The sequence below is a fragment of the Promicromonospora soli genome, assembly GCF_014653785.1.
GTDB lineage: Bacteria > Actinomycetota > Actinomycetes > Actinomycetales > Cellulomonadaceae > Promicromonospora > Promicromonospora soli.
The window spans coordinates 23,376-45,089 of sequence record NZ_BNAS01000010.1; the positions used below are offsets into that span (position 1 = coordinate 23,376).

Sequence of the window (21,714 nt, forward strand, 5' to 3'; positions counted from 1 at the left end):
CGATGAGTGAGATAACCCCCGGCTCGGACCTCAGTGAGGTCGCAGACCAGGTGTCCGCACAGGCACGCACGTTCCTGTCCACGGTGACCCAGGTGGCGTCCGGCGGGATGCCCGGGGCGGAGCTCTCGCTGCTCACTCTCGCGACGTCCGACCTGCTCGCGGCGGGGGCGCGGCTCGCCGCGATCGTGGACGTGGTGCCCAAGGAGCGCTACGAGCCCGACGCCGGCCCCGACACCGACCTCGACCCGCTGCGCGAGGCCCTGTCCAAGATGTTCGACGGGTTCGACGACTACACCGAGGTCGTGGACCCTGTGCTGGGCGAGGACGTCGGCGCGGCGTCGCTGTCCGGCGACCTCGCGTGCGTCGCCGAGGCCATGGCCAAGGGCCTGCAGCACTACGACACCGGCCACGAGCTCGAGGCCCTGTGGTGGTGGCAGTTCTCCTACTTCTCGCTGTGGGGCGAGCGCGCGGCGTCGGCCCTGCGGGTGCTGCAGGTGCTGCTGGCGCACCTGCGCCTGGACGTGGAGGACGACGTAGCCGCCGAGGCGGAGTACGACGCCCTCCACTCCTGACGCCGGTCAGGCGACGCGGGTGCCCTTCGGGAGCTGCGCCGTCGGGACCTTCAGACGGTTCACCGCGATGACCACGCCGCCCGCGCCGAGCAGCAGGTCGAAGCCGAGTCCCCACGGCCACACGAGCTGGTCGGTGACCTCGACGGGCTCCACGGGCGAGTCCGTCCCGCTCTCGCCCATGTAACCGCTGCACCAGTCGAACGGCCCGGTGTCACCGGTCCGCGCGTACCGGACGCCGTACTGCAGCATCGCGAGCATGTTGCCGTCCTCGGCGAGCTGGTCCGGGTCGCCGTTGAGCGGCTGCGCGTCGGCGACCACCACGAACGGGTTCGGGGCCAGCAGCCACCAGGTGCGCTCGCTGTGCCACACCTCGTACTCCACCGTTCGCCACTCGCAGTCGGGCGCCTTGGTCTCCTCCCAGGTGTACCCGGACTCGATGTCCCACACGCGCACGGTCTCCGTGGTGGTGGTCACCGGCACGAGCAGGCCGAACACGATCGGCAGGACCGCGGTGATCGCGCCGATGGTCAGGTAGGTCAGCACCGCCGAGCCGGAAGTCTTGCCCACCAGCGCCGAGAAGCCCAGCCCGATGGCGCACACGACGCCGAGCACCAGCGCCAGCATGAGCACCGTCGTGAGCAGCGACAGCCAGTACACGCCGCCGCCGGCCAGCGCCCACACCAGGAACGGGATGCTCGCCACGAGGAACGCGAGCGCAGCGATCCAGGACGCGGCGAGCTTGCCGAGCACGATCTCCGCCGGCGACAGCAGGGTGACCTGCAGCGTCGCGAGCGTGCCGGCGTTCCGGTCGCCGTTGATCGCGCCCGACGACAGGGTCGGCGCCACGAGCAGCCCGAGGAACAGCACGAAGCCGACGACGATGCTGTAGACCGTCCCGCCGAACGACTCGCCGCCCATCTCGTCGCCCGCCAGGATGCTGAACGCGCCCGTCGCGAGCAGCGTGACCAGCCCGACCACCAGGAACCACACGATCAGCGCGGCCTTCCACCGCGTCGACCGCACCCGCTGCCGCAGCTCCAGCACCGCCACGGTGCGCAGGCCGTGCCAGGACAGTGACCAGGCGCCACGCCCGGCGGGTGCTCCGCCGGCGGACGGCGCCGTCTCGACGACCTCCACGTCAACGCTCATCGTCGCTCCTCCTCCAGGGCCAGGTAGGCCTGCTCCAGCACGCCGCCCGCGGGGGCGATGCTCGACACGTCGATACCGGCCTCGATCGCGGACCGCAGCAGCGCCGCGGCCGCGGCGTCGCCGGTCAGCTCGACGAGCATGCCGGGGCCGTCGGCCTCCTTGCGGTGGGGCGTGCCGTTCTCGGCCAGCCAGGCCGCGAGGGCCTCGGGGTCCAGCCCGGTCAGGCGCCACTCGCGCGGCCGGTCGCCGTCGGCCACGGACCGCGTGGCGACAGTGCGCCCGCGCGAGATGAACACCGCGTCGTCGGCCATCTCGTCGAGCTCGGTGAGCACGTGCGAGGAGACCAGGATCGTCTTGCCCTCGGCCGCGAGCCGGCGGACCAGCACGCGCAGGTCCACGCGCGAGCGCGGGTCCAGGCCGGAGGCGGGCTCGTCGAGGAGCAGCACGTCGGGGTCGTGCACCAGCGCGCGCGCCAGGCCGAGGCGCTGCTTCTGCCCGCGGGACAGGACGTGCGCGGGCTGGTCGGCGAGCTCGGACAGGTGCACGAGCTCGAGCAGCTCGCTCGCGCGGGCCCGCCCGCCCGCCGCGTCGATCCGGTACGCCGCCGCGACCGTGGTCAGCACCTCGCGCGCCGTGAGGGAGTCCCACGTGCCGAACACGTCCGGCATCCAGCCGGTCCGCGAGCGCGCCACGTAGTTCTGGGCCACCGGGTCCGCCCCGGCGATGCGAATGACGCCCGCGTCGGGCGTCAGGAGCCCCGCGAGCATGAGCAGGAGGGTCGTCTTGCCCGACCCGTTGGGCCCGATGAGCGCAGTGACTCGACCTGGCGCGGCGACCAGGTCGACGTCGGCCACGGCGTGCACCGGCCCGAACGAACGCCGCACGCCCTGCGCACGGATACCACCGTCTGGTGTCATGCCCGGGACACTAGCGCGACTGACCGACCTGAACCCTCGACCCAGGGGATGAACCCGGCGTACGACCAGGGGATGACGCCGGAGGTCAGCCTCGGCGCGCCTTGCCCGTGACGTCCAGCAGGCCGCGCTCGCCGAAGGCCACGTTCTGGTCGATCAGCACCGCCACCTCGTCGCCGTCGCCGGAGAACCGCAGCGCCACGCGCCACTCGAACGGCGTGCCGAGAAACACCATCCGGCCGCGCAGCGTCGACTCGTCGGTCCAGGCCGCGGCGGTCGCGACGTCGGCCGGAGCGCCCATGAGCGAGCAGCTGCCCTGGCTCCACTCCCCGTGCCCGAACCGCACGAAGTGGTCCAGCCCGCCGATCGTGAACGCCACCTCGGTCCGGCCGTGCACGTCGCGGCCCAGGGTCAGGGCGCTGACGTCGCACTGGCTCGGCTCGAGCTCGTAGGTCACGCCCCGCAGCGACTCCTCGATCGGCGTCGACGCCGCCCCCGCCGGCGTGCGCAGCGCCGGCTCGAACGGGATGGCGGTGTCCGCCCGGCCGAGCATCGGCGCCTCGGCGGCGCCCGGGGCGACCCAGGCGTCGTCGGGCAGCAGCGAGTCCCACACCACGTCCAGCACCGACTGCAGGTCGGAGAGGCCCGACGTCATGGTGATCACCAGGTCCTTCTCGGGCCAGACGACTATGTACTGCCCGAACGCACCGTCGGCCCGGTAGGCGCCGTGCCGGCACTGCCAGAACTGGTAGCCATAGCCCTGGTTCCAGTCGGACGAGTCGTCCGTGCCGTTCGGCACCTGCTTCGCCGTCGCCGCCGCCACCCATTCCGCGGGGACCAGCTGCTGACCCTCCCACAGGCCGCCCTGCAGGTAGAGCTGGCCGAACGCCGCCATCTCCTCAGTGGTGATCGACAGCCCGAAACCGCCCACGTCGATGCCGTCCGGGTCCTGCTCCCACGCGGCGTGCGTGATGCCGAGCGGCTCCAGCAGGCGAGGCGTCAGGTAGTCGAGCAGCCGCTGCCCCGTCCGCCGGTGCAGGATCGCGGACAGCAGGTACGTCGCGCCCGTGTTGTAGACGAACTGCGTGCCCGGCTCGTGCTCCACGGGCTCCGCCAGGATTGCGCGCGCCCAGCCCGAGCCGGGCAGGGAGATCGTCCGGTCGATGCCCTCCATGGTGGAGGCGCTGTGGCCCGTCGTCATGGTCAGCAGGTCGCGCACGCGCATCGCGCGGAGATGGTCGCTCGGGTCGGCGGGGGCGTCGTCCGGCAGGAGGTCGACGACGTGGTCGTCCAGAGCGATGAGCCCCTCGTGGACCGCTATGCCGACCGCCGTCGACGTGAAGCTCTTGCTGACCGAGAACATGGTGTGCGGACGACCGGCCGTGTGCGGGTACCACCAGGTCTCGGCGATCACGCTGCCGTGCCGCACCACCATCACGCTGTGCACGTCCTCGAGACGGTCCAGGTGGTCGACGAGACGCCGCACCGCTGCGGGATCGACCCCCTCGGCCTGGGGGGTGGAGCGGGTCAGGATCCGCGACATGCTCGGGCACGTCCTCTCGCTCGGCGACGCGACATTGTTTCTCACCTGGTCCGGCGCCGAAACCGGAGCCCGTAATGCGGTCGGGGCTCCCTCGGTTGTCGGGGTCAGTCCAGCAGCCAGGTCGGGTTGCGGAGATAGGACTCGGCCACGGCGAGCGTGCCGGGCACCTGCGCGGACCAGAGGTCCGGCGGCAGGGCGTCGGCGCGGTGGGTCGTGGTCCAGCCGAGCATCTGCAGGCGTCGCACCATCGACAGGGCGCACCCGAGCTCGACGGCGTCCCGCGCCAGCGGCCGCACAGAGGTGTACCCCGCCAGCCACTCCAGGGCCATCGTGGGCGCCTCCGGCGTGTGCTCCAGGAAGCTCAGCGCGGCCGCGAAGTCGTACTGGAACCAGGTGTGGCCGCAGTCGTCGAAGTCGATGACGGTCAGCGACTCCCCCTGGATCATGATGTTCGACGGCCGCAGGTCCGCATGTACCAGCCCCCAGGCGGCCGCGTCGCGCGGGGCCCGGCCGACGGTCGCGAGCGCCGCCGCCTGGGCCTCCTCCAGCAGGCTGCGCTCCGCGCCGTCGACGGCGTCCTCCCAGCGTCCCCAGCGCGCCGTCGGACCGAGCATGTCCGGGACGTCCCACGAGTGGCGGGCGAACCCCGCGGGCGGGGCCCAGGTGAGCGCGTGCTCGTGCAGCCGGGCGTTGATGGCGCCGATCTCGCGGTAGTACGACGTCGGGTCGGCGGCGCCCGCACCCGCGGCGGAGTCGCTGAAGAGGTCCTCCAGGATGCGCCCGGTGACGTAGCCGTAGGCGACGCACCACCAGTCGGTACCGGCCTCGTCGGCCAGGGCCGCGCAGAACGTGCCGGACCCGGTTCGCAGCGCGGCCGGCACCTGGCAGACGCCGTCGGCGGCGAGCGCCGCCACCCAGGCGACCTCCGACTCGAACGCGTCCGCCCCGGCCAGGTATCCGGGACGGGCGACCCGCACGACGGCGACCGGGTCGCCGTCGGCTGTCACCAGGAACGTCGCGTTCTCCGAGACGGTGATGAGGCGCATGGCGACGTCGCCGCCGGCGGCCGACCCGAACTGCCAGGACGCGGCCACGCCGTCGCGGAGCCAGCCGGGTGCCTGGTCCCCGGGGACCAGCGCGTCGAACGCGGCGAGCGAGGCCGACGGCGTGGGTGGCTGCGGACCGGATGCGGACTGCGCTGCGGCGGTGACGGGCATGTCGATGCTCCTCAGGCTGGGAGCGGAGGCGGGCGGCCGCTGCCATGGTGCGCCGCGGGGGACGTGGACACAAGGGACGCAACGGGAAATTCACGCAAGTCACCGGCGCGAAATAAGCCGGGTGGGTATCCCGCCGAACGGTTACCAGACCGTCATCGCCAGGCTGTGCCGGGGGTTACACGCCGCCGTCACTATGGGACCGTCCTGCGGACGGCCGGGCGGCCGTGGATCCCTCCCTGGGACGCGAGGTGGGACGCGAGCGTGAGGAGCACTGCCCGTGGTTACCCGTTCGACGATCATGGACACCAATGCCTTCCGGCCCGGTGACCCCACCGGCGGCCTGCCGCCGCGGACCGCAGAGCTGGTGGACCGCCGGTCGGGCGTTCTCGGCTCCGCCTACCGACTCTTCTACCGCGAGCCCGTGCACCTGGTGCGCGGCAGCGGCGCCCACGTCTTCGACGCGGACGGCAACGACTACCTCGACGTGTACAACAACGTGGCCTCGGTGGGCCACGCCCACCCGCGCGTCGTGGCGGCGATCGCGGAGCAGGCCGCGGCCCTCAACACGCACACGCGGTACCTGCACGAGCGGATAGTCGACTACTCCGAGGCGCTCCTGGGCACGATGCCGGACGAGGTGGACCGGGTCATGTACCTGTGCACCGGGTCGGAGGCCAACGACCTGGCCGTCCGCGTCGCCCGCGCGCACACGGGCGGCACCGGCGTCATCGTCAGCGCCGAGGCCTACCACGGCAACACCGAGCTGACGTCGGCGCTGTCGCCCGCCCTGGGCTCCGCGCAGGAGCTGGCGCTCGACGTGCGGACCGTCCCGGCACCGGACCCGTACCGGACGCCCGTCGCCGCCGAGGACCTGGGGCGGTGGTTCGCCGAGCAGGTGGCCCAGCAGGTGGCCGACCTCGAGCGGCGCGGCGTGCGCGTGGCCGCGTTCCTCGCCGACTCGATCTTCTCGTCCGACGGCGTGTTCCCCGACCCAGCGGGCGCAGCAGGTTTTCTCGCGCCCGCCATCGAGGTGGTGCGCCGCGCCGGCGGCGTGTTCATCGCCGACGAGGTGCAGCCGGGCTTCGGCCGCACGGGCGACGCGATGTGGGGGTTCGCCCGCCACGGCGTCGTGCCCGAGATCGTGACCCTGGGCAAGCCGATGGCCGCGGGTATCCCCGTCAGCGCGCTGGCCGCGCAGACCGACGTTCTGGCCTCGTTCGGCGACCACATCCCGTACTTCAACACCTACGGCGGCAACCCCGTGTCGATGGCGGCAGCGCAGGCCGTGCTGGACGTGCTGCAGGAGGACAAGCTCCAGGATCACGCCGCCGACGTCGGCGCCCGGATGCTCGCCGCCCTGCGCGAGGCCGCCGCGGACCACCCGCGTGTGGGCGACGTGCGCGGCGCGGGGCTCTACGTCGGCGTCGACATGGTGGCGGACCCGGAGACCAAGGCGCCCGACGTCGCCGCCGCCCTCGACGTCGTCGAGGCGCTGCGGGAGCGCCGGATCCTCACCTCGGTCTGCGGACCCGGCAACGTGCTCAAGCTGCGCCCGCCCCTCGTGTTCGACGACCAGGACCTCGACCGCCTGATCGACGGCTTCACCGACGCGCTCACGGCGCTCGGCCACTGAACTCACTGGAGGACCGAATGGCAACAACCGGAACGGCGCCCGGCGCCGCGGGCGTCACCTACACCCAGGCCGACGGCCAGTACTTCGAGAAGCGGCAGCTGCGGCGCAGCGCCGGATTCTGGGGCCTGTGGGGCATCGGGATCGCCGCGGTGATCTCCGGCCAGTTCTCGGGCTGGAACGTGGGCCTCGGCACCACGGGCTGGGTCCCGATGCTCATCGCCATGGTGTTCGTGACGATCATGTACTTCACGATGATCTTCTCGATCGGCGAGATGTCCGCGGCCATGCCGCACACCGGCGGCGCGTACTCGTTCGCGCGGGCCGCGATGGGGCCGTGGGGCGGGTTCGTCACCGGGTTCGCCGAGACCATCGAATACGTCGTGACCACCGCCGTCGTCGTCTGGTTCTCCGGTGTCTACGCGGACTCCGCGCTGAGCGCCTTCACCGGCCAGTCGCTGCCGCAGTGGGTGTGGTGGATCGTGCTGTACGTGGCCTTCGTGGCGATCAACGCCCTCGGGGCGAGCGTGGGTTTCCGGCTGGCCCTGGTGGTCGCCGTCATCTCGCTCGTGGTGCTGGCGTTCTTCGCGGTGGCCGCCCTCGCGTCCGGGGCGGTCGACTTCTCCCGCCTGAACGACGTGGTGCCGGCCGACGGCGGTACCGAGCTCATGCCGTTCGGCACGATCGGCATCCTCTACGCCCTGCCGTTCGCCATCTGGTTCTTCCTCGGGATCGAGGAGCTGCCGCTCGCCGCCGAGGAGGCGCACGACCCGGCCCGCGACATCCCCCGGGCCTCCGTGTGGGGCGTCGTCACCCTCGCGATCTTCGGGGTGGCCGTGCTGTTCCTCAACCCCGCGGTGACGGGCACCGCCGCCATCACCGTGTCACCCGGCGACGGCGACGAGCCGCTGCTGGCCGGCTTCCGCGCGTTCCTCCCGGAGGAGGCGGCCGGCGTGCTGGCCCTGCTCGCGCTGGTGGCGCTGTTCGCCTCGCTCCAGGGCATCCTGTTCGCCGCCGGGCGCAACATGTACTCGCTCTCCAGGGCCGGCTACTACCCCACGTTCCTGTCGCTCACCGGCGCCAAGCACAAGACGCCGTGGGTGTCGCTGGTCGCGACCGCGGTGATCGGATTCGTGATCCTCACGCTGGTGCTCCTCGTGGTCCCGGCGGTCAGCCCTGACGCAGCGGGGGCGGCGTCGGGCGTGATCCTCTTCATCGCGGTGTTCGGCGCGGTGATCGCGTACGTGATGCAGATGGTGTCGTTCGTGATCCTGCGCCGTAAGTTCCCCGACGCCGTGCGCCCCTACAAGAGCCCCACGGGCGTCTGGGGCGCGGTGGTCGCAGGTGTGATCTCGGTAGCTGCACTCCTCGGGATCCTGCTGAACAGCGCGTTCCAGGTTGCGGTGGTGACGTTCCTGGTCGTCTTCGTGGTGGGGCTGGCGCTGTTCGCGCTGGTGGGACGCACGCGCCTGGTGCTGTCGCCCGAGGAGGAGTACGCGATGTCGGGAGGACTCTCGGCGGGTTCCAGTGCCGACGTGGCCGGCGAGCCGGTCGCCGTGACGGAGCCCGGGCCCGACGCCGCTGAACCGCTGGAGAAGGCCGACGCCTGACGGCTGACGTTGCAGGTGGTGTGGCCGGCAGCCGTTGCCGGTGGCAGGTGGCGCGGGGCATGCCAGACTCCCTGGCATGCCCCGCGACCTGCGCGCGCTGCCCAAGGCGAACCTGCACCTGCACCTGACGGGGTCGATGCGGCCCTCGACCGCTGCCGAGCTCGCCGCGTACTACGGTCTCCCGCTGCTTCCCGCCGTGCCGATCGCGCCCGGCGTCGTGCACGGCTGGGACGCGTTCCAGGCGCGGTACGACACGGCGCGCGAGGCGGTGCGCTCCGCTGAGGACATCGCGCGGGTGGTCCGCGAGGCGGTGGAGCAGGACGCCGCCGACGGCGTCGGCTGGACCGAGCTGCAGGTGGACCCGACGTCGTACGCGAGATGGTTCGGATCGCTCGAAGCTGTGGTCGAGGCCCTGCTCGACGCCGCGCGCGGCCGGCCGGCGGGCGTGGTCCTCGCCGCGAGCTGGGGCGCGGACCCGCAGCACGCGGAACGCATCGCCGGGCTCGCGGTGAGGTACGCGCCGGACGGCGTCGTGGGCTTCGGGCTCTCGAACGACGAGCGGCGCGGACGCGTCAGCGACTTCGTCCCGGCATTCAGGCTGGTGGCGGACGCCGGGCTGGCGCGCGTGCCGCATGCCGGGTTCTACGAGGGCGCGTGGCACGTGCGCGAGTGTGTCGAGCTGCTGAGCGCCACGCGGATCGGGCACGGGCTGACGGCGCTCCAGGATCCGACGGTGGTCGCGCTCCTGGCGGAGCGCCAGATCGTGCTCGAGGTCTGCCCGACGTCGTACCCGCCGTTCGGCGTCACGCCTGCCCTGGACGCGGTGCCGGCGTTGCTGGCCGACGGCGTCCCGGTCGCCCTTGCGACCGACGACCCGCTGCTGTTCGGGGTAGGGATGGTGGGCCAGTACGAGATCGCGCGGCAAGCGTGCGCCGAACCGGAGCTCGCAACGATCGCGGCGACATCGGTCGCGGCGTCACACGCGCCGGCCGCGCTGAAGCGGGAGATGCTCGACGGGATCCAGGCCTGGCTGGGCGGTTAGAGCAGCAGCTCTCCCACCACCTCGCCGAACAGGATGTTCCCGGTCTTGCGGAAGCCGCAGCGCAGGTAGAACTCTTCCGGCCCGTCGGTGCCCGGGACCCACAGGACGGTGATGCGGTCGAGCCCGCGCCGTCGGGCCTCCTCGGCGACCTGCTCCACGGCAAACCTGCCCACCCCGCGCATGCGCGCGTCGCGTGCCACGTTCAGACGCCAGATCCCGGCCCGGAACTCCGGGATCTCCTCGTCCGGGTTCCAGTTCGCCATGATGAAGCCGACCACTTCGTCGCCGTCAAGGACAACCCGGGGCCACGCGGTGGGATTGACGTACGCCTCGGCGACCGACCAGGCGACCGGTGCCACGGGTTCCTCGTCGCCTGCCTGGGGCGGCAGCTGGATAGCCGCAAAGAGGTTGTCCGGGGTGAGCTTCGCGAGCTGCAGGTTCGCCATGGGCTCGACTCTGCCACGAGACACTGACACCCGACGTCGAGCGAGGCAGCGCGGCCGATCAGCCCGCTGTCTGGTCACCCACAGGCTAGCGAGCGCCCGACGAGTCACCAATCAGCCGCCGGAACGCCTCCTCCGCAAGGGTCCAAGCACGTTCACGGGCTTCGCCTGTTCCCGGCGACCTCAAGTCTGACAGCATCGCCTCCGCCGTCCGCAGCTCCGTCTCGACGAAGTCCAGGAGGACGTCTTGCACAACGATCGAGCTCATCTCTCTTGTGCGCGCCTTGCGACCGATCAGCTCGTCGACAACCGCTCTGAGGCTTTCGGGAAGCGCGGCTTCCGCTACGAGTGTCGGCAGATCCATCGGGGGCGGTGCCGTGGTCTCGCGCAATCGCATCCAGCGCAGCGTGACGGCCGGACGCAACGCGTAAAAGAACTTCTTTGCCACACCGCTCGATGCCAGCAGAGCCAGGTTGTTCCTGGCCACGTGCACGTGGTGCCTCCTCAACGCGTCCCGGTCCACGATGTCTTCGGCCAGAGCCAGCAGCTCGTCGCGAAAAGCCACATCACCGCGGTACACGATCGGCGAGCGCAGCCACTCCCCCACCGTCGCATTTCCCTTGACCATCAGTCCGAGGGCCTTGCGGACATCCCAGCCGTTGACGTCGAAGACCTTGTCGAGGGGTGTCTCGATCACGTCACGCCGCGCACGCAGGCTCAGGTAGTCCCCGACGCGGCGCACATAGAGAAAGCGACAGTCGTAGTCCGAGTCCGGCGACGGGAATCCCCAGGCGCGGCTGCCACTCTCGATCGCCCACAGCACTTTGATGTCGTGCTCCTCCTCGAGACGGTCGAGGCGCGCGTCGATGGCACGGACAACGTCCGGATTCATTGAGCCGGGGATTGTGCGCATCCACGGAACGTAGCGGCAGGACGACGGCGGAGTCGCGATCTTTTCCGCCCGAGGCCAGTCGCCCGTCCGTCGTCCAGCAGCTCAGCCCCGAAGCCGCTCTCGGGCCTCCATCAAAGCGAAGCCCAGCAGGTTGAGGCCACGCCAAGCAGCCGGGTTCTCGGCGTTCTCGTTCTTCGCGCCCATCCCGATACCCCAGACGCGGTCTCGCGGGCTTGCCTCCACGAGCACTCGCGACCCGGTGCGTAGCAGGAACTCACGCATGTCGGGGTGCGCCCCAAACTTATGGGTGTTGCCGCGCACCACGATCTCGAACCGTTCGCGGTCCCACACGGCGTCGTCGAATTCGCGGACGGTACGCCCGGCGGCCTTGGCGAGCGCGGGATTCGCGGCGTCGATCGCCGCTCGCTCCGCCTCCTGGTCCCCGAACAGGCGTGCCTTCTCCGCCATCATCCAGTGCTCAGCGGTGCGGTATCGGACGCCGTCCACGACGAACGGCGCCTCGAACCACTGGCTGAGGCTGCCCCTGCCGGGGGTCCCGTCAGGCTCGGGCTGGTGCCCCCAGAAGTGCAGGTACTTGACGGTGGCTCCAGCCTCAACGAGCATCCGCAGCTCCTCCACGGAGCGGGCGGAGGCGGTCCGGAGGGTGGTGTTGTGGGGCATGCACGAAGTGTGCCAGGAGCCTCTGACACGCCTCCCGATCAGTCGGCTACGGGGCGGCAGCCGCGATGACCTGGGTGAGGCTCTTGTGGAGCACCTTGAGCTCCTCGACGGACAGGCCTAGGCGCCCCATGATCGCGGGCGGCACGAGCAGCGCCTGCGCACGCAGGGCGCGGCCCTCCTCCGTGAGCTCCACGGCGAGCGCCCGCTCGTCGCGCTCGTCTCGGCGCCGCGTCAGGTAGCCGATCGCCTCGAGGCGCTTGAGCAGCGGGGACAGGGTGGCCGGGTCGAGCCGCAGCAGTCCGCTGAGCTGCTTGACCGAGAGCGGCGACTGCTCCCACAGGGCAAGCATGACCAGGTACTGCGGGTGCGTGAGTCCCATCGGTTCGAGCAGCGGCCGGTACAGCGCGATGACGCTGCGCGAGGCGACGGCAAGGGCAAAGCAGACCTGACGGTCGAGCGCCAGAAGATCCTCGGGGTCGGGCGCGCCGCCGTCGGCGAGCTCTTCGGCGGGGACGGACGACGCCGCGGCGGCCCCGGGTGTGACAGTCATGTGGCTCCTCTCGGACGTTGGCCAGATTATCAGTTAGTGTGCTAACTATTAGTACACCAAGCGAATGGAGGCTGGGCATGCCCAACCGCGACGGTCTGACCCTGGGCTACCGCTTCATGTGGCGACTCAACTGGCTGCTCCTGCACGTGGCCGGACCCGCCGAGCAGTCGGAGAACAGAGACCCCCGACGCCGGATGGAGCGCGAGCGCGCCGAGCGTGTGGCCCGGTATCGGGCGGAGGGCGCCGAACACTGAGGCGTTCTCCGGGCTCGTCAAGACGGCCGTCGATGGCGCCGCTCAGTGCCCCGCCGCGACCAGCAGATCGCGGGACAGCGGCGCCAGGGGGTAGTTCGCGACCGGGTCGGCCGGGTCGATCCAGACGAGCTCCTCGAGCTCGGCCTGGACCGCGATCTCCGTACCGGGACGCAGCCGCACCCGGTAGGCGTGCGCGTCGACGACGTGGTCGGGCTCGTTCGCAGCGGGCGCAACGAACCGGCCGAGGCTCTCGATGTCTGCCGGGTCGAGCCGCAGCCCGACCTCTTCCTCGAACTCCCGCACCAGCGCGGCGAGCGGCTCCTCACCCGGCTCGATCTTGCCGCCCACCTGCATGAACGCCTGCGTGCCCCGCTTGCGGACGAGCAGGTGCCGACCGTCGGAACGCTCCACGACGGCCGCGACGATCCTTAGCGTGGTGATCGGGCCGATGGCGCCGCTCACGCCTCCTCGCTCACGCCTGCTCCACGATCTCGTCGATCACCGTTCCGCCCAGCACCTGGACCACGAGCGGCACGCCGGTAAGCCCGGCCGACGTGATGTCCGGGTCGTCGGCGGACGGCTCGTCGTAGAAGTCCGGCCCGTCATCCGATGGCGCCGGCCTGGGCGCTGAGCTCGCCGGAGCCCCGACGCGCGGTTCGATGGACGGGCCGTTCGCCGCACGTGCCCGACGTTCGGTCGCCTGTCGCAGGGCCTCCCGCGCGCCGCCCGCACCCGACATCGGGGCCTTCGCCGGTGGCGGGGCTTGCTCCTCGTAGACCGGCTCGGGCTCCGGCATGTCGTAGTCCGAGGGGGGCTCGGTCGCGCTGGCGCCCGAGAGCCAGGCCTCGTCGGCCGCGCTCGCCGCCGACGGCCGGGCGGCGGGACGCGACGGCACCGGGCGGCCCGCCTCGGGCCCCGTGGGCTCGGGCCGGGACGGTTCGGGGCGAGACGGCTCGGGGCGGTCGGCGACCGCGACTCTCCCCTGGGCCGGTGCCGTGGCGAGCCCCACCTGCGCGCCCGACGTCGCGACCGCCTGGGCCGCGGGCGCGGACACAGTGGCGCCGCCACCGCCGGGCGCGGGCACGTCGGGCCAGTCGGGCTCCGGAGCAGCAGCGGGCGCTGGGGCCTCGCGCCGCGGCTCGCCCGACGACGCCGAGCCCCCGCCGCCCGACGGGCCGCCACCGGAAGTACCACCGCCGGGCGCACCGCCACCTCCGGGCGGGCCCTCGTCGAGCGTCGCCTCGACCCGTACCCGGATGCCCAGCGTCTGATAGACCGCCTCTTCCACGGCACTCGTGTGCCGCGCGTTCGAGAACGCGCGGGCCAGTCCGGGGGCCGCGAAGCCAAGCTTCAGCGTGCCTCCCTCAAGCGCAGCGACCTGGGCGTTGGGCCCGACGAGCGACCACGTCACGCGTGCGGCGGCGAGTGCTCCGAGCACCTCCGGCCAGCGCCGTCGGACGGTCTCCGTGGTGACTCCCGGTTCGGCGCCAGGCGGTGCGGCCGGAGTGGCCGACGGCTCGGGTGTGGGCCGAGCAGAGGCGGACGGGGTGGGGGCCGATTCCGGCTCCGGAGCAACGGGTTCCCGCTTGACAGGCGCCTCAGGCTCAGGAAGGGCCTCGGCCGTCGGCCCGGGCTCTGGCACAACGGCCGATACCACCGGAGCCGCTGCCACCGGAGCAGGTTCCGGCCCTGGCAAGGCAGTGGGGGCGGCAGGCCGGGCCACAGGCGCCGGCTGCTCGGACTCCCCGCGCTTCTTGCGCGCATCGAGCACGGCCCGCGCGGCGGCAGACCCGGCGAGCCCGCCCGGCGTCGGCTCCTGGGCCGGCGTGCGGTCTGCGGCAGACGCACTGCCCGGGCTGGAAGCTGCCGGTGCTCCGGAAGCGACGATGCCGCCCCGTTCGAGCCGGTCGATGCGTGCGGCGAGTCCCGCCGCGCCGTCGTCGGCACCCGGCAGGAGCAGACGCGCGCACAGGAGCTCCAGGTGCAGGCGTGGCGACGTGGCGCCGGTCATCTCGGTGAGGGCCGCGTTCACGAGGTCCGCCGCCCGGGACAGCTCCGCCACCCCGAGCCGGCCGGCCTGGGTGCGCATGCGCTCGAGCTGGTCGGTGGGAATGCCGCGCAGCACGGCGCTGGCGGCGTCGCCCGAGACGCCGATGACGATGAGGTCGCGCAGGCGTTCCAGGACGTCCTCGACGAACCGGCGGGGCTCGTGCCCCGTCGCGATGATCTGGTCCACGACCCGGAAGATCGAGCCGCCGTCGCGCGCGGCGAGCGCGTCCACGACGTCGTCCAGGAGGGTCGCGTGGGTGAAGCCGAGCAGGCCCACGGCGAGGTCGTAGTCCACGACGCCGCCGGTCGCGCCTGCGATGAGCTGGTCCATCACCGAGAGGGAGTCGCGCACCGAGCCGCCGCCTGCCCGGGTGACCAGCGGGAGCACGCCGCTGCCCACCTCGATCCCCTCGGCGGCGCAGAGCTGCTCGAGGTATGGGGACAGGACGTCCGGCGGCACGAGCCGGAACGGGTAGTGGTGCGTACGCGACCGGATGGTACCGATCACCTTGTCCGGCTCCGTGGTCGCGAAGATGAACTTGATGTGCGGGGGTGGCTCCTCGACGATCTTCAGCAGCGCGTTGAAGCCCTGCGGCGTCACCATGTGCGCCTCGTCGAGGATGAAGATCTTGTACCGGTCGCGAGCCGGGGCGAACGTGGCGCGCTCGCGCAGGTCACGCGCGTCGTCGACACCGTTGTGCGACGCCGCGTCGATCTCCACCACGTCGAGCGACCCGCTCCCGCCGCGCGCCAGCTCGACGCACGAGGCGCACTCGCCGCAGGGGGTGTCGATCGGCGACTCGGGCGTGTTCTTCGCGCAGTTCAGCGTGCGCGCGAGGATGCGCGCCGACGTCGTCTTGCCACAGCCCCGCGGACCGCTGAAGAGATAGGCGTGACTCACCCGGCCGCTGCGCAAGGCCTGCATGAGGGGGCCCGTGACGTGGTCCTGGCCGATCACCTCGGCGAACGTCTCGGGCCTGTAGCGGCGGTAAAGGGCGGTGCTCACCCCCGCAACGATAGACGGCCTCACCGACACTCGGGGGACGGCCATCCACACCACTCCTTCGGCGCGCAAGACCGAGTCGCCGGCACCGTCAAATTCCACCCTCGCCCTTGTTCGTACGTGGCGCTATCGTGTTCGTATGCGGAAGAAGATTGTCACCATCGGCAACTCTGCCGGCGTCACGATCAGCCCTGCCGACCTGCAGGAGCTGGGCATCGGCGTCGGCGACCCCGTCGAGGTCACGGTCCGCGGCGGCGTCCTCGAGCTTCGTGCCGTCAACAAGTACGAGGGCATGAACCTCGACGAGCTCTCCGCGATCCTGGACAAGCGGCGGATCCGCCGATGACCTTGGACCACGCGAGGTTCCACGACGAGGTCCAGGCCACCGGCGTCTTCGACCCGGCCTACGCGGACGACGTCCTCGCCCGCCTGGCGTACAACTCGTCCGCGATCGAGGGCAACACGCTCACTCTCGCTGACACGATCACCCTCCTCGTCGACGAGCTGACCCCGAGGGCAGGGACACCACTACGCGAGCTCTACGAGGTGTCGAACCATCGCGACGCGCTCGCTCGAGTACTTCGCGCTGTCGCGGTCGACGAGCCGCTCACCGGTCGCCTGGTCACGGACCTGCACGGCGTGCTCATGGATCATCTGGCTCACGACCATGGGCGGTACAGATCGTCGAGCAACCGCACCACCGGGGCTGCCGGGCGCCCGGCAGCACCCTCCCAGGTCCCGCAGCTCATGCAACGGTGGATCGACCAGACCGAGTGGCAGACCGCGAACCTCGACGGCCCTCCGCTCCTGGAGGCATTCGCGCAGAGCCACATCGCGTTCGAACGCATCCAGCCGTTCAGCGACGGCAACGGCCGGACCGGTCGGGCGCTCATCGCCTATCAGACCGTTCGGAAGTACGGCTTTCCGGCCATCGTTCGCGTCGACCAGCGGTCCAGCTACCGCACAATGCTCGACGCCGAGGACGTGTCCGGGCTGGCCGTCCTTCTCGCGACCAACCTCACTGCCGAGGCCGACCGCAGCCTCGCCCCGACGTCGTCGGACACCTGAGCCCCGTCACCGCCGCAGCGCACGCCTCGCCAGGGCGTTCCCCAGCCACTGCACCGCCTGGACGATCAGCACGATCAGCACCACCACGACGGCGGTCACCGCCCAGTCGTACTGCCGGTAGCCCTGCACGATCGCGAAGTCGCCCAGCCCGCCGGCACCCAGGTACCCGCCGATGGCGGACATGTCGAGCACGCCGACGAACAGGAACGTGTACCCGAGAATCAGGGGCGCGAGCGCCTCCGGGACCAGCACCGTGCGCACGATGCGCAGCGGCGACGCGCCCATCGCCCGGGCGGCCTCGACCACGCCGGGGTCGATGGAGACGAGGTTCTGCTCCACGAGCCGCGCGAAGACGAACGTCGCCATGAAGCACATCGCGAACGTGAACGCCTCGATGCCGATCGTCTTGCCGATGACCGTGCGGGTCAGCGGACCGAGCGCCACCAGGAAGATGATGAACGGCACGGGGCGCACCACGTTCACGCCGAGGTTCAGCACGGCGAACACGAGCCGGTTGCCCAGCAGGTTCCCGGGCCGCGCCAGGTACAGCCCGAGTCCGAGGGCCAGGCCGAGGAAGCCGCCCACCAGCAGGGTGATCAGCACCATGTACGCCGTCTGCCCCGCGGCCTCCCAGAGCAGCGGTGTCAGCATGTCCCAGCTCATGCGGCGGCCCTCCCGTGGTCGTCCAACCAGGTGACGTCGCGCAGCGCCGCCACGGCGGCGTCCACCGCGGCAGGATCACCGACGAGCTCCACGGTCAGGGACCCGTACGGCCGCTCAGCGACCTCCGTGATGCCGCCGAACACAACCGTCCCGTCGACGCCGTGCTCCCGCAGCGTGCGCGTCAGCACCGCCGACGACCCGGCTGCCTCGTCCACACCGACGGTCACGATGTGCCCGGCGTGCCGCGTGCGCAGGCGCGCCAGAACCTCGGGCGACGGCCGGTCGCGCAGCGCGGTGGCCACGAACCGCCGGGTCACGTCGTGCGAGGGCACGCTGAAGACCTGGTAGGACTCGCCCACCTCGACGACACGCCCGCTGTCCATCACGGCTACGCGATGACAGATGGAGCGGACGACGTCCATCTCGTGCGTGATCACGACGACCGTGACGCCGAGCTCGCGGTTGACGCGCTGGAGCAGGTCCAGCACGCCGCGCGTGGTCTCGGGGTCGAGGGCCGACGTCGCCTCGTCGGCCAGCAGGATCCGCGGGTTGGTGGCGAGCGCCCGGGCGATTCCGACGCGCTGCTTCTGGCCTCCCGACAGCGCGGAGGGGTGCACGCCCGCCTTCTCCGACAGGCCGACGAAGTCGAGCAGCTCGGTCACGCGGGCATCGCGCCGGGCTCGCGGCCAGCCGGCCACCTCGAGCGGGTAGGCGACATTCCCTGCCACCGTGCGCGAGGCGAGCAGGTTGAACTGCTGGAACACCATCCCGATCCCGGCCCGCACCGGGCGCAGGCGCGCCTCGTTCAGGGCGCCGAGCGAGACGCCGTCGACCACGACGTCGCCACCCGTGGTGCGCTCGAGCGCGTTGATCAGGCGGACGAGCGTGGACTTGCCGGCGCCCGACTGCCCGATGACGCCGAAGATCTCGCCCTCGTGGATGTCGAGGGTGACCCCGTCGACGGCGCGTACCTCCCCGCCGCGCCCGTTGCCGGGGAACACCTTGGAGGCGCCCTCGAACCGCACGATGCTGCCGGTCGCGGTCGTCATCGTGTGGCGTCCTCCTCGATGCCTGCCAGGATCTCCTGGAGCTCGCCGGACGGGTTGTCCTTGATGACGCCGGTGTCGCCCGAGGCCTCCAGCACGCCCTTCTCGACCTCCGGGGAGTGGTAGATCTCGACGAGCTGCTGGAACACCTCGTTGTCGGCGTCGTCCGCGCGGGCGACCCACACGTTGATGTACGGGGCCGCGGCGTCGGAGTCGGGATCGTCCGAGAAGATCGCGTCCTCCGAGGTCAGGCCGGCGTCGCCCACGAAGTCGTTGTTGATGATCGAGGCGTCGACGTCCTGCAGGGCGAGTGCCGTCTGGGCGGCGTCGACCGGGGTCACGGTCACGCGCGACTCGTCCTCGAGCACGTCGGCGGGCGTGGAGAACGCGCTCCCGCCGTCGCGCAGCGCGACCAGCCCTGCCTCCTGCAGGACGAGCAGCGCGCGGGCCTGGTTGCTGTCGTCGTTCGGGATGGCGACCTCGCCGCCCTCGGGGATGTCCTCGACGCTGTCGTGCTGCTGCGAGTAGAGACCCAGCGGGTAGACGGCGGTGGCGCCGATCGGGGTGAGGTCCTCCTCGGAGGCGGTGTTGTAGCCCGCGAGGAACTGCAGGTGCTGGAACTGGTTCAGGTCGAGGTCGCCGTCGGTCAGGCCCTGGTTGGGCAGCTGGTAGTCGCTGAAGTTCACCAGCTCGACGCTGATGCCCACCTCCTCGGCCAGGTCGGCGAAGGTGTTCCAGTAGTCGTCGCCGGAGTTGACGACACCGATCCGGACGGGGTCGTCGGTGGTGCCGGCGGCGGCCGTGACCTCCGTGGCTCCGCAGCCGCTCAGGGCGAAGGTGGCGGCGACGGCGAGACCGGTGGACAGCACAGCGGTGAAGCGAGACATGGGTGGTCCTCTCGGGGCGCACGGGCGCGGGTATGCCTGTGCTCAGGAAGCGGGGGGCCGGCGCCTGGCGCAGGCCGGGGTGCAACGGCGGCGGGCCACGGCCATCAGCAACGTGGCGAGCTCGCGGGACTGTGCGGAGCGGCCCTCAGGGAGCCGCGGGAACGTGCGGCGCTCTCAGCGCTCGCACATTCGCCCGCCGCGCACGCGGCCGCTACACATGGCGTCGCGGCAGATGCGCGACGTCGTGGCGACGGTCCAGGTGCGGGTCACGCGGACATCGTGCGTCACTGGACGACGTCGGGGCGAATTTCCGGGGGGCAAATCCCACGATGCGGACGAAAGAGCGTCCACATGCTGGCGGAGCCGCCAGAAGACGGGGAAATAGGCGACCCCTCGCACACCCACCAGAGCTCACTTACCCTTGCTGCCTTCCGGCCCTGGGGGAGTTCGGCGAGGTGGTGCCGCACGAGGGGTCTACCGCAAGCCTAACCGATCTCGGCGGCCCGGCCGAACCGAGGTGGAGCCCGCTGTACGCGACCTCACAGCCTGGCACCGAATTCCGATTCGTTGTCCGAGCACGGCGTCCGGTATCCTCGTCAGGCCGCGCCAGACTCCGGTCCGTGGCCCGCGCGCCCGCCCTGGTGGAGCGCGAGGAGGATTCGCCTAGTGGCCTATGGCGCACGCTTGGAAAGCGTGTTGGGTTAACGCCCTCGGGGGTTCGAATCCCCCATCCTCCGCAGTCAGAAGGGCTCGTACCATTCGGTGCGAGCCCTTCGTCATTCGGGCGATCAGACAGCCGGGCAGGTCGCCCGGGAGGAGAGCCCATGTCCAGCATCATCGGCCCCGCACGCGGCGACCTGCTGCACGCCATGAGCTTCAACATCCGCTACGACGACGGCGAGACGCAGCCTGGCGAGCCCGACCACTGGCCGGAGCGCGCCCCACTCACCACGGAGTTCCTGCGGCGGGAGCAGCCGACCATCCTGGGGGTCCAGGAGGCGCTCTTCCACCAGCTCTCCGCGGTCGAGGCCGGGCTCGGCCAGGCCTACAAGATGGTGGGCTTCGGACGCGACGGCGGCGCCGGCGGGGAGCACTCCTGCATCTTCTACGACGCGCGCCGGCTGACCGTGAAGTGGTGGGACCAGTTCTGGCTGTCCGACACCCCGGACCTGATTGCCTCCGCCACCTGGGGCAACACCGTGACCCGCATCGTCACCTGGGCCGAGCTGCACGACAACGTGACGGGGCGCGACTTCCTGCACATCAACTCGCACTTCGACCACGAGTCGGAGAACGCGCAGGTGCGCAGTGCCCAGGTGGTCCGCGACCAGGTGGCGGAGGCAGGCCTCCCCGTCGTGTTCACCGCCGACTGCAACGCCGCGGCCGAGGGCTCGGCGCCGTACGAGGTCCTGGTCACCCAGGGCGGGCTACAGGACACCTGGCTCGCCGCCGACCGCCGGCTCACCCCGTACATGGACACGTTCCACGACTACGAGACGCCGAACCCCGACGGGGTGCGGATCGACTGGATCCTCGCCACGCCCGGCATCGAGGTGCTGGCGGCTGCGATCAACACCTGGAACCGGGGTGGCCGCTACCCGAGCGACCACACCCCGGTCCAGGCCCTGCTGAAGATCTGACGGATACAGGTCTCGCCAGGCCCGAGCACCGACGACAGGCTCGACCACCGGAACGGACCACCCGGTGGTCAAGCCTGTCGAGACCCGTCCGCGAGGCGTCAGGAACGACGGCGGGTGAACAGCACCGCGCCGATCCCCGCGGCGCCGACCACGATGCCGGCCGCGCCGAGCCAGCGACCCACGGGGTCGACGGCGCCCGCGGCCAAGGTTTCACCGGCCACCGTGGCGGAGTCGTCCGACTCCGCGGCGGCGCCGTGGTGTCCCTCCCCCGCCTCGGCGGCGGTGGTCGTGAACACGGGCGCGGGAGCCTCCGGCTCCTCGCCGTCGCCCGTGACCAGGTCGTCCCAGTCGACGACGGTGCCGTCGGTGTACGTCTGGTGGGCGGGGAGCACCACATCGGTGCCCGCCTCGGGCAGGGCGCCGACCCGGACGGCGAACTCCTGGTACTCGTGCGGCGGTACCTCGTTGCCCTTCTCGGCGGTCCAGGTGACGCGCGAGGGCGCTTCGGAGACGGTCGCACCCTCGACCTCGTACGGCTCGTCGAGCTTGCTGACCTCGACCTCGACGTCCCAGCCGGGCAGGGTGCGCGGCGTGACGCTGAGGAACGGGGTGTCCGCGGGCAGGTCCACGACGAGCTTCTCCGTCGACTCGGTGTCCGACTCCGTCGGTACGCGGAACACGAGGCTCGCGTAGCTCTCGGCGGCGGTCGAGTCGGGGTTCACGGTGACGTGCGCGTACGCGGATGTGGGGAGCAGCACCAGAGCTGCCGTGGCGGGGACGGCCGCGAGGGCGCGCCGGGTGGGCATGCTGAAGCGAGTCATGTACTTGGGATCCTTCGGTCTTGGTGGGTGAGGGTGGCGC

At 71.5% G+C, this 21,714-nt stretch carries 22 protein-coding genes, 1 tRNA gene and 1 other RNA gene; 9 read left to right on the top strand and 15 right to left on the bottom strand.

The annotated features are described in order from the left end of the window. Positions 1-2: 2 nt before the first annotated feature. A complete protein-coding gene (locus IE250_RS22900; RefSeq protein ID WP_189671640.1) occupies positions 3-572 on the top strand; it encodes a DUF5063 domain-containing protein in 570 nt (189 codons plus the stop codon). Positions 573-578: 6 nt separating this feature from the next. On the opposite strand, the gene IE250_RS22905 is transcribed toward IE250_RS22900, so the two are convergent. The 4 genes from IE250_RS22905 to IE250_RS22920 form a co-directional block, all read right to left on the bottom strand. Then, positions 579-1,721, bottom strand: coding sequence for an ABC transporter permease (locus IE250_RS22905; RefSeq protein WP_189671641.1), 1,143 nt, complete (start codon positions 1,719-1,721; stop codon positions 579-581). Beyond that, positions 1,718-2,638, bottom strand: coding sequence for an ABC transporter ATP-binding protein (locus tag IE250_RS22910; RefSeq protein ID WP_189671642.1), 921 nt, complete (start codon positions 2,636-2,638; stop codon positions 1,718-1,720). The genes IE250_RS22905 and IE250_RS22910 overlap by 4 nt, the downstream gene beginning before the upstream one ends. A gap of 85 nt (positions 2,639-2,723) precedes the next feature. After that, positions 2,724-4,178 carry a serine hydrolase domain-containing protein gene (locus tag IE250_RS22915; RefSeq protein WP_189671643.1) on the bottom strand — a complete coding sequence of 485 codons (1,455 nt, stop codon included), beginning with the start codon at positions 4,176-4,178 and terminating at the stop codon, positions 2,724-2,726. A gap of 104 nt (positions 4,179-4,282) precedes the next feature. Then, positions 4,283-5,395 carry a phosphotransferase enzyme family protein gene (locus tag IE250_RS22920; RefSeq protein ID WP_189671644.1) on the bottom strand — a complete coding sequence of 371 codons (1,113 nt, stop codon included), beginning with the start codon at positions 5,393-5,395 and terminating at the stop codon, positions 4,283-4,285. Between the two features lie 277 nt (positions 5,396-5,672). Between IE250_RS22920 and IE250_RS22925 the strand changes: the two genes are divergently transcribed. The 3 genes from IE250_RS22925 (at position 5,673) to add (ending at position 9,677) form a co-directional block, all read left to right on the top strand. After that, positions 5,673-7,028, top strand: a complete 1,356-nt coding sequence (locus IE250_RS22925) for an aspartate aminotransferase family protein (protein WP_189671645.1) — start codon at positions 5,673-5,675, stop codon at positions 7,026-7,028. A 17-nt stretch (positions 7,029-7,045) separates the two neighbouring features. Beyond that, a complete protein-coding gene (locus IE250_RS22930) occupies positions 7,046-8,635 on the top strand; it encodes an amino acid permease (RefSeq protein WP_189671646.1) in 1,590 nt (529 codons plus the stop codon). A gap of 76 nt (positions 8,636-8,711) precedes the next feature. Continuing rightward, the gene (add, locus tag IE250_RS22935) at positions 8,712-9,677 is read left to right on the top strand and encodes an adenosine deaminase (RefSeq protein ID WP_189671647.1); all 966 of its coding nucleotides are present in this window, start codon (positions 8,712-8,714) and stop codon (positions 9,675-9,677) included. On the opposite strand, the gene IE250_RS22940 is transcribed toward add, so the two are convergent. From IE250_RS22940 to IE250_RS22955, 4 genes are all read right to left on the bottom strand, one after another. Further along, positions 9,674-10,123 carry a GNAT family N-acetyltransferase gene (locus tag IE250_RS22940; protein ID WP_189671648.1) on the bottom strand — a complete coding sequence of 150 codons (450 nt, stop codon included), beginning with the start codon at positions 10,121-10,123 and terminating at the stop codon, positions 9,674-9,676. The genes add and IE250_RS22940 overlap by 4 nt on opposite strands. A gap of 85 nt (positions 10,124-10,208) precedes the next feature. Continuing rightward, positions 10,209-11,033 carry a nucleotidyltransferase domain-containing protein gene (locus tag IE250_RS22945; protein ID WP_189671649.1) on the bottom strand — a complete coding sequence of 275 codons (825 nt, stop codon included), beginning with the start codon at positions 11,031-11,033 and terminating at the stop codon, positions 10,209-10,211. An 81-nt stretch (positions 11,034-11,114) separates the two neighbouring features. Further along, a complete protein-coding gene (gene ybiA, locus IE250_RS22950; RefSeq protein WP_189671650.1) occupies positions 11,115-11,693 on the bottom strand; it encodes a riboflavin biosynthesis intermediates N-glycosidase in 579 nt (192 codons plus the stop codon). 46 nt (positions 11,694-11,739) lie between these two features. Beyond that, positions 11,740-12,243, bottom strand: coding sequence for a MarR family winged helix-turn-helix transcriptional regulator (locus IE250_RS22955; RefSeq protein WP_229872707.1), 504 nt, complete (start codon positions 12,241-12,243; stop codon positions 11,740-11,742). A 77-nt stretch (positions 12,244-12,320) separates the two neighbouring features. Between IE250_RS22955 and IE250_RS22960 the strand changes: the two genes are divergently transcribed. Beyond that, positions 12,321-12,497, top strand: a complete 177-nt coding sequence (locus IE250_RS22960; protein ID WP_189671651.1) for a hypothetical protein — start codon at positions 12,321-12,323, stop codon at positions 12,495-12,497. Between the two features lie 42 nt (positions 12,498-12,539). Here IE250_RS22960 and IE250_RS22965 read toward each other — a convergent pair whose 3' ends face one another. Both IE250_RS22965 and IE250_RS22970 read right to left on the bottom strand, forming a co-directional pair. Further along, positions 12,540-12,959 carry an NUDIX hydrolase gene (locus tag IE250_RS22965; RefSeq protein ID WP_189671652.1) on the bottom strand — a complete coding sequence of 140 codons (420 nt, stop codon included), beginning with the start codon at positions 12,957-12,959 and terminating at the stop codon, positions 12,540-12,542. A 10-nt stretch (positions 12,960-12,969) separates the two neighbouring features. Continuing rightward, positions 12,970-15,552, bottom strand: a complete 2,583-nt coding sequence (locus IE250_RS22970) for a DNA polymerase III subunit gamma and tau (RefSeq protein WP_189671653.1) — start codon at positions 15,550-15,552, stop codon at positions 12,970-12,972. A 136-nt stretch (positions 15,553-15,688) separates the two neighbouring features. Between IE250_RS22970 and IE250_RS22975 the strand changes: the two genes are divergently transcribed. After that, positions 15,689-15,895 (top strand): AbrB/MazE/SpoVT family DNA-binding domain-containing protein, encoded by a 207-nt coding sequence (locus IE250_RS22975; RefSeq protein WP_189671654.1) that lies wholly within the window; start codon positions 15,689-15,691, stop codon positions 15,893-15,895. Beyond that, the gene (locus IE250_RS22980) at positions 15,892-16,617 is read left to right on the top strand and encodes a Fic family protein (RefSeq protein WP_189671655.1); all 726 of its coding nucleotides are present in this window, start codon (positions 15,892-15,894) and stop codon (positions 16,615-16,617) included. Before IE250_RS22975 ends, IE250_RS22980 begins: the two co-directional genes overlap by 4 nt. Positions 16,618-16,623: 6 nt before the next feature. Here the strand turns inward: IE250_RS22980 and IE250_RS22985 are convergent, their stop codons facing one another. From IE250_RS22985 to ffs, 4 genes are all read right to left on the bottom strand, one after another. Beyond that, entirely contained in the window at positions 16,624-17,280 is a 657-nt protein-coding gene (locus IE250_RS22985; protein WP_189671656.1) for a methionine ABC transporter permease, read from the bottom strand. Further along, on the bottom strand, positions 17,277-18,329 hold the full coding sequence (locus tag IE250_RS22990) for a methionine ABC transporter ATP-binding protein (protein ID WP_189671657.1): 1,053 nt from the start codon (positions 18,327-18,329) through the stop codon (positions 17,277-17,279). The genes IE250_RS22985 and IE250_RS22990 overlap by 4 nt, the downstream gene beginning before the upstream one ends. Beyond that, positions 18,326-19,213, bottom strand: coding sequence for a MetQ/NlpA family ABC transporter substrate-binding protein (locus IE250_RS22995; protein WP_189671658.1), 888 nt, complete (start codon positions 19,211-19,213; stop codon positions 18,326-18,328). Before IE250_RS22995 ends, IE250_RS22990 begins: the two co-directional genes overlap by 4 nt. A gap of 381 nt (positions 19,214-19,594) precedes the next feature. Next, positions 19,595-19,691: signal recognition particle sRNA small type (ffs, locus tag IE250_RS23000), an RNA gene on the bottom strand. A gap of 174 nt (positions 19,692-19,865) precedes the next feature. On the opposite strand from ffs, the gene IE250_RS23005 reads away from it, so the two are divergent. Together IE250_RS23005 and IE250_RS23010 are read left to right on the top strand one after the other, a co-directional pair. Then, positions 19,866-19,950, top strand: a tRNA-Ser gene (locus tag IE250_RS23005). Positions 19,951-20,037: 87 nt separating this feature from the next. Continuing rightward, positions 20,038-20,853 (top strand): endonuclease/exonuclease/phosphatase family protein, encoded by an 816-nt coding sequence (locus IE250_RS23010; RefSeq protein ID WP_189671659.1) that lies wholly within the window; start codon positions 20,038-20,040, stop codon positions 20,851-20,853. Positions 20,854-20,951: 98 nt separating this feature from the next. Here the strand turns inward: IE250_RS23010 and IE250_RS23015 are convergent, their stop codons facing one another. Next, positions 20,952-21,674: a YcnI family copper-binding membrane protein gene (locus IE250_RS23015; protein WP_189671660.1), complete on the bottom strand. Its 723-nt coding sequence runs from the start codon at positions 21,672-21,674 to the stop codon at positions 20,952-20,954. Between the last annotated feature and the right edge of the window lie 40 nt (positions 21,675-21,714).

What these genes read in the sequence shown, in the direction of transcription:
- IE250_RS23015 (WP_189671660.1), bottom strand. Translation starts at nt 21,674, where the DNA reads ATGACTCGCTTCAGCATGCCCACCCGGCGCGCCCTCGCGGCCGTCCCC.
- IE250_RS22960 (WP_189671651.1), top strand. Translation starts at nt 12,321, where the DNA reads ATGCCCAACCGCGACGGTCTGACCCTGGGCTACCGCTTCATGTGGCGA.
- IE250_RS22930 (WP_189671646.1), top strand. Translation starts at nt 7,046, where the DNA reads ATGGCAACAACCGGAACGGCGCCCGGCGCCGCGGGCGTCACCTACACC.
- IE250_RS22995 (WP_189671658.1), bottom strand. Translation starts at nt 19,213, where the DNA reads ATGTCTCGCTTCACCGCTGTGCTGTCCACCGGTCTCGCCGTCGCCGCC.
- IE250_RS22910 (WP_189671642.1), bottom strand. Translation starts at nt 2,638, where the DNA reads ATGACACCAGACGGTGGTATCCGTGCGCAGGGCGTGCGGCGTTCGTTC.
- IE250_RS22990 (WP_189671657.1), bottom strand. Translation starts at nt 18,329, where the DNA reads ATGACGACCGCGACCGGCAGCATCGTGCGGTTCGAGGGCGCCTCCAAG.
- IE250_RS22920 (WP_189671644.1), bottom strand. Translation starts at nt 5,395, where the DNA reads ATGCCCGTCACCGCCGCAGCGCAGTCCGCATCCGGTCCGCAGCCACCC.
- IE250_RS22915 (WP_189671643.1), bottom strand. Translation starts at nt 4,178, where the DNA reads ATGTCGCGGATCCTGACCCGCTCCACCCCCCAGGCCGAGGGGGTCGAT.
- IE250_RS22905 (WP_189671641.1), bottom strand. Translation starts at nt 1,721, where the DNA reads ATGAGCGTTGACGTGGAGGTCGTCGAGACGGCGCCGTCCGCCGGCGGA.
- IE250_RS23010 (WP_189671659.1), top strand. Translation starts at nt 20,038, where the DNA reads ATGTCCAGCATCATCGGCCCCGCACGCGGCGACCTGCTGCACGCCATG.
- IE250_RS22975 (WP_189671654.1), top strand. Translation starts at nt 15,689, where the DNA reads ATGCGGAAGAAGATTGTCACCATCGGCAACTCTGCCGGCGTCACGATC.
- add (WP_189671647.1), top strand. Translation starts at nt 8,712, where the DNA reads ATGCCCCGCGACCTGCGCGCGCTGCCCAAGGCGAACCTGCACCTGCAC.
- ybiA (WP_189671650.1), bottom strand. Translation starts at nt 11,693, where the DNA reads ATGCCCCACAACACCACCCTCCGGACCGCCTCCGCCCGCTCCGTGGAG.
- IE250_RS22985 (WP_189671656.1), bottom strand. Translation starts at nt 17,280, where the DNA reads ATGAGCTGGGACATGCTGACACCGCTGCTCTGGGAGGCCGCGGGGCAG.
- IE250_RS22955 (WP_229872707.1), bottom strand. Translation starts at nt 12,243, where the DNA reads ATGACTGTCACACCCGGGGCCGCCGCGGCGTCGTCCGTCCCCGCCGAA.
- IE250_RS22945 (WP_189671649.1), bottom strand. Translation starts at nt 11,033, where the DNA reads ATGCGCACAATCCCCGGCTCAATGAATCCGGACGTTGTCCGTGCCATC.
- IE250_RS22940 (WP_189671648.1), bottom strand. Translation starts at nt 10,123, where the DNA reads ATGGCGAACCTGCAGCTCGCGAAGCTCACCCCGGACAACCTCTTTGCG.
- IE250_RS22900 (WP_189671640.1), top strand. Translation starts at nt 3, where the DNA reads ATGAGTGAGATAACCCCCGGCTCGGACCTCAGTGAGGTCGCAGACCAG.
- IE250_RS22980 (WP_189671655.1), top strand. Translation starts at nt 15,892, where the DNA reads ATGACCTTGGACCACGCGAGGTTCCACGACGAGGTCCAGGCCACCGGC.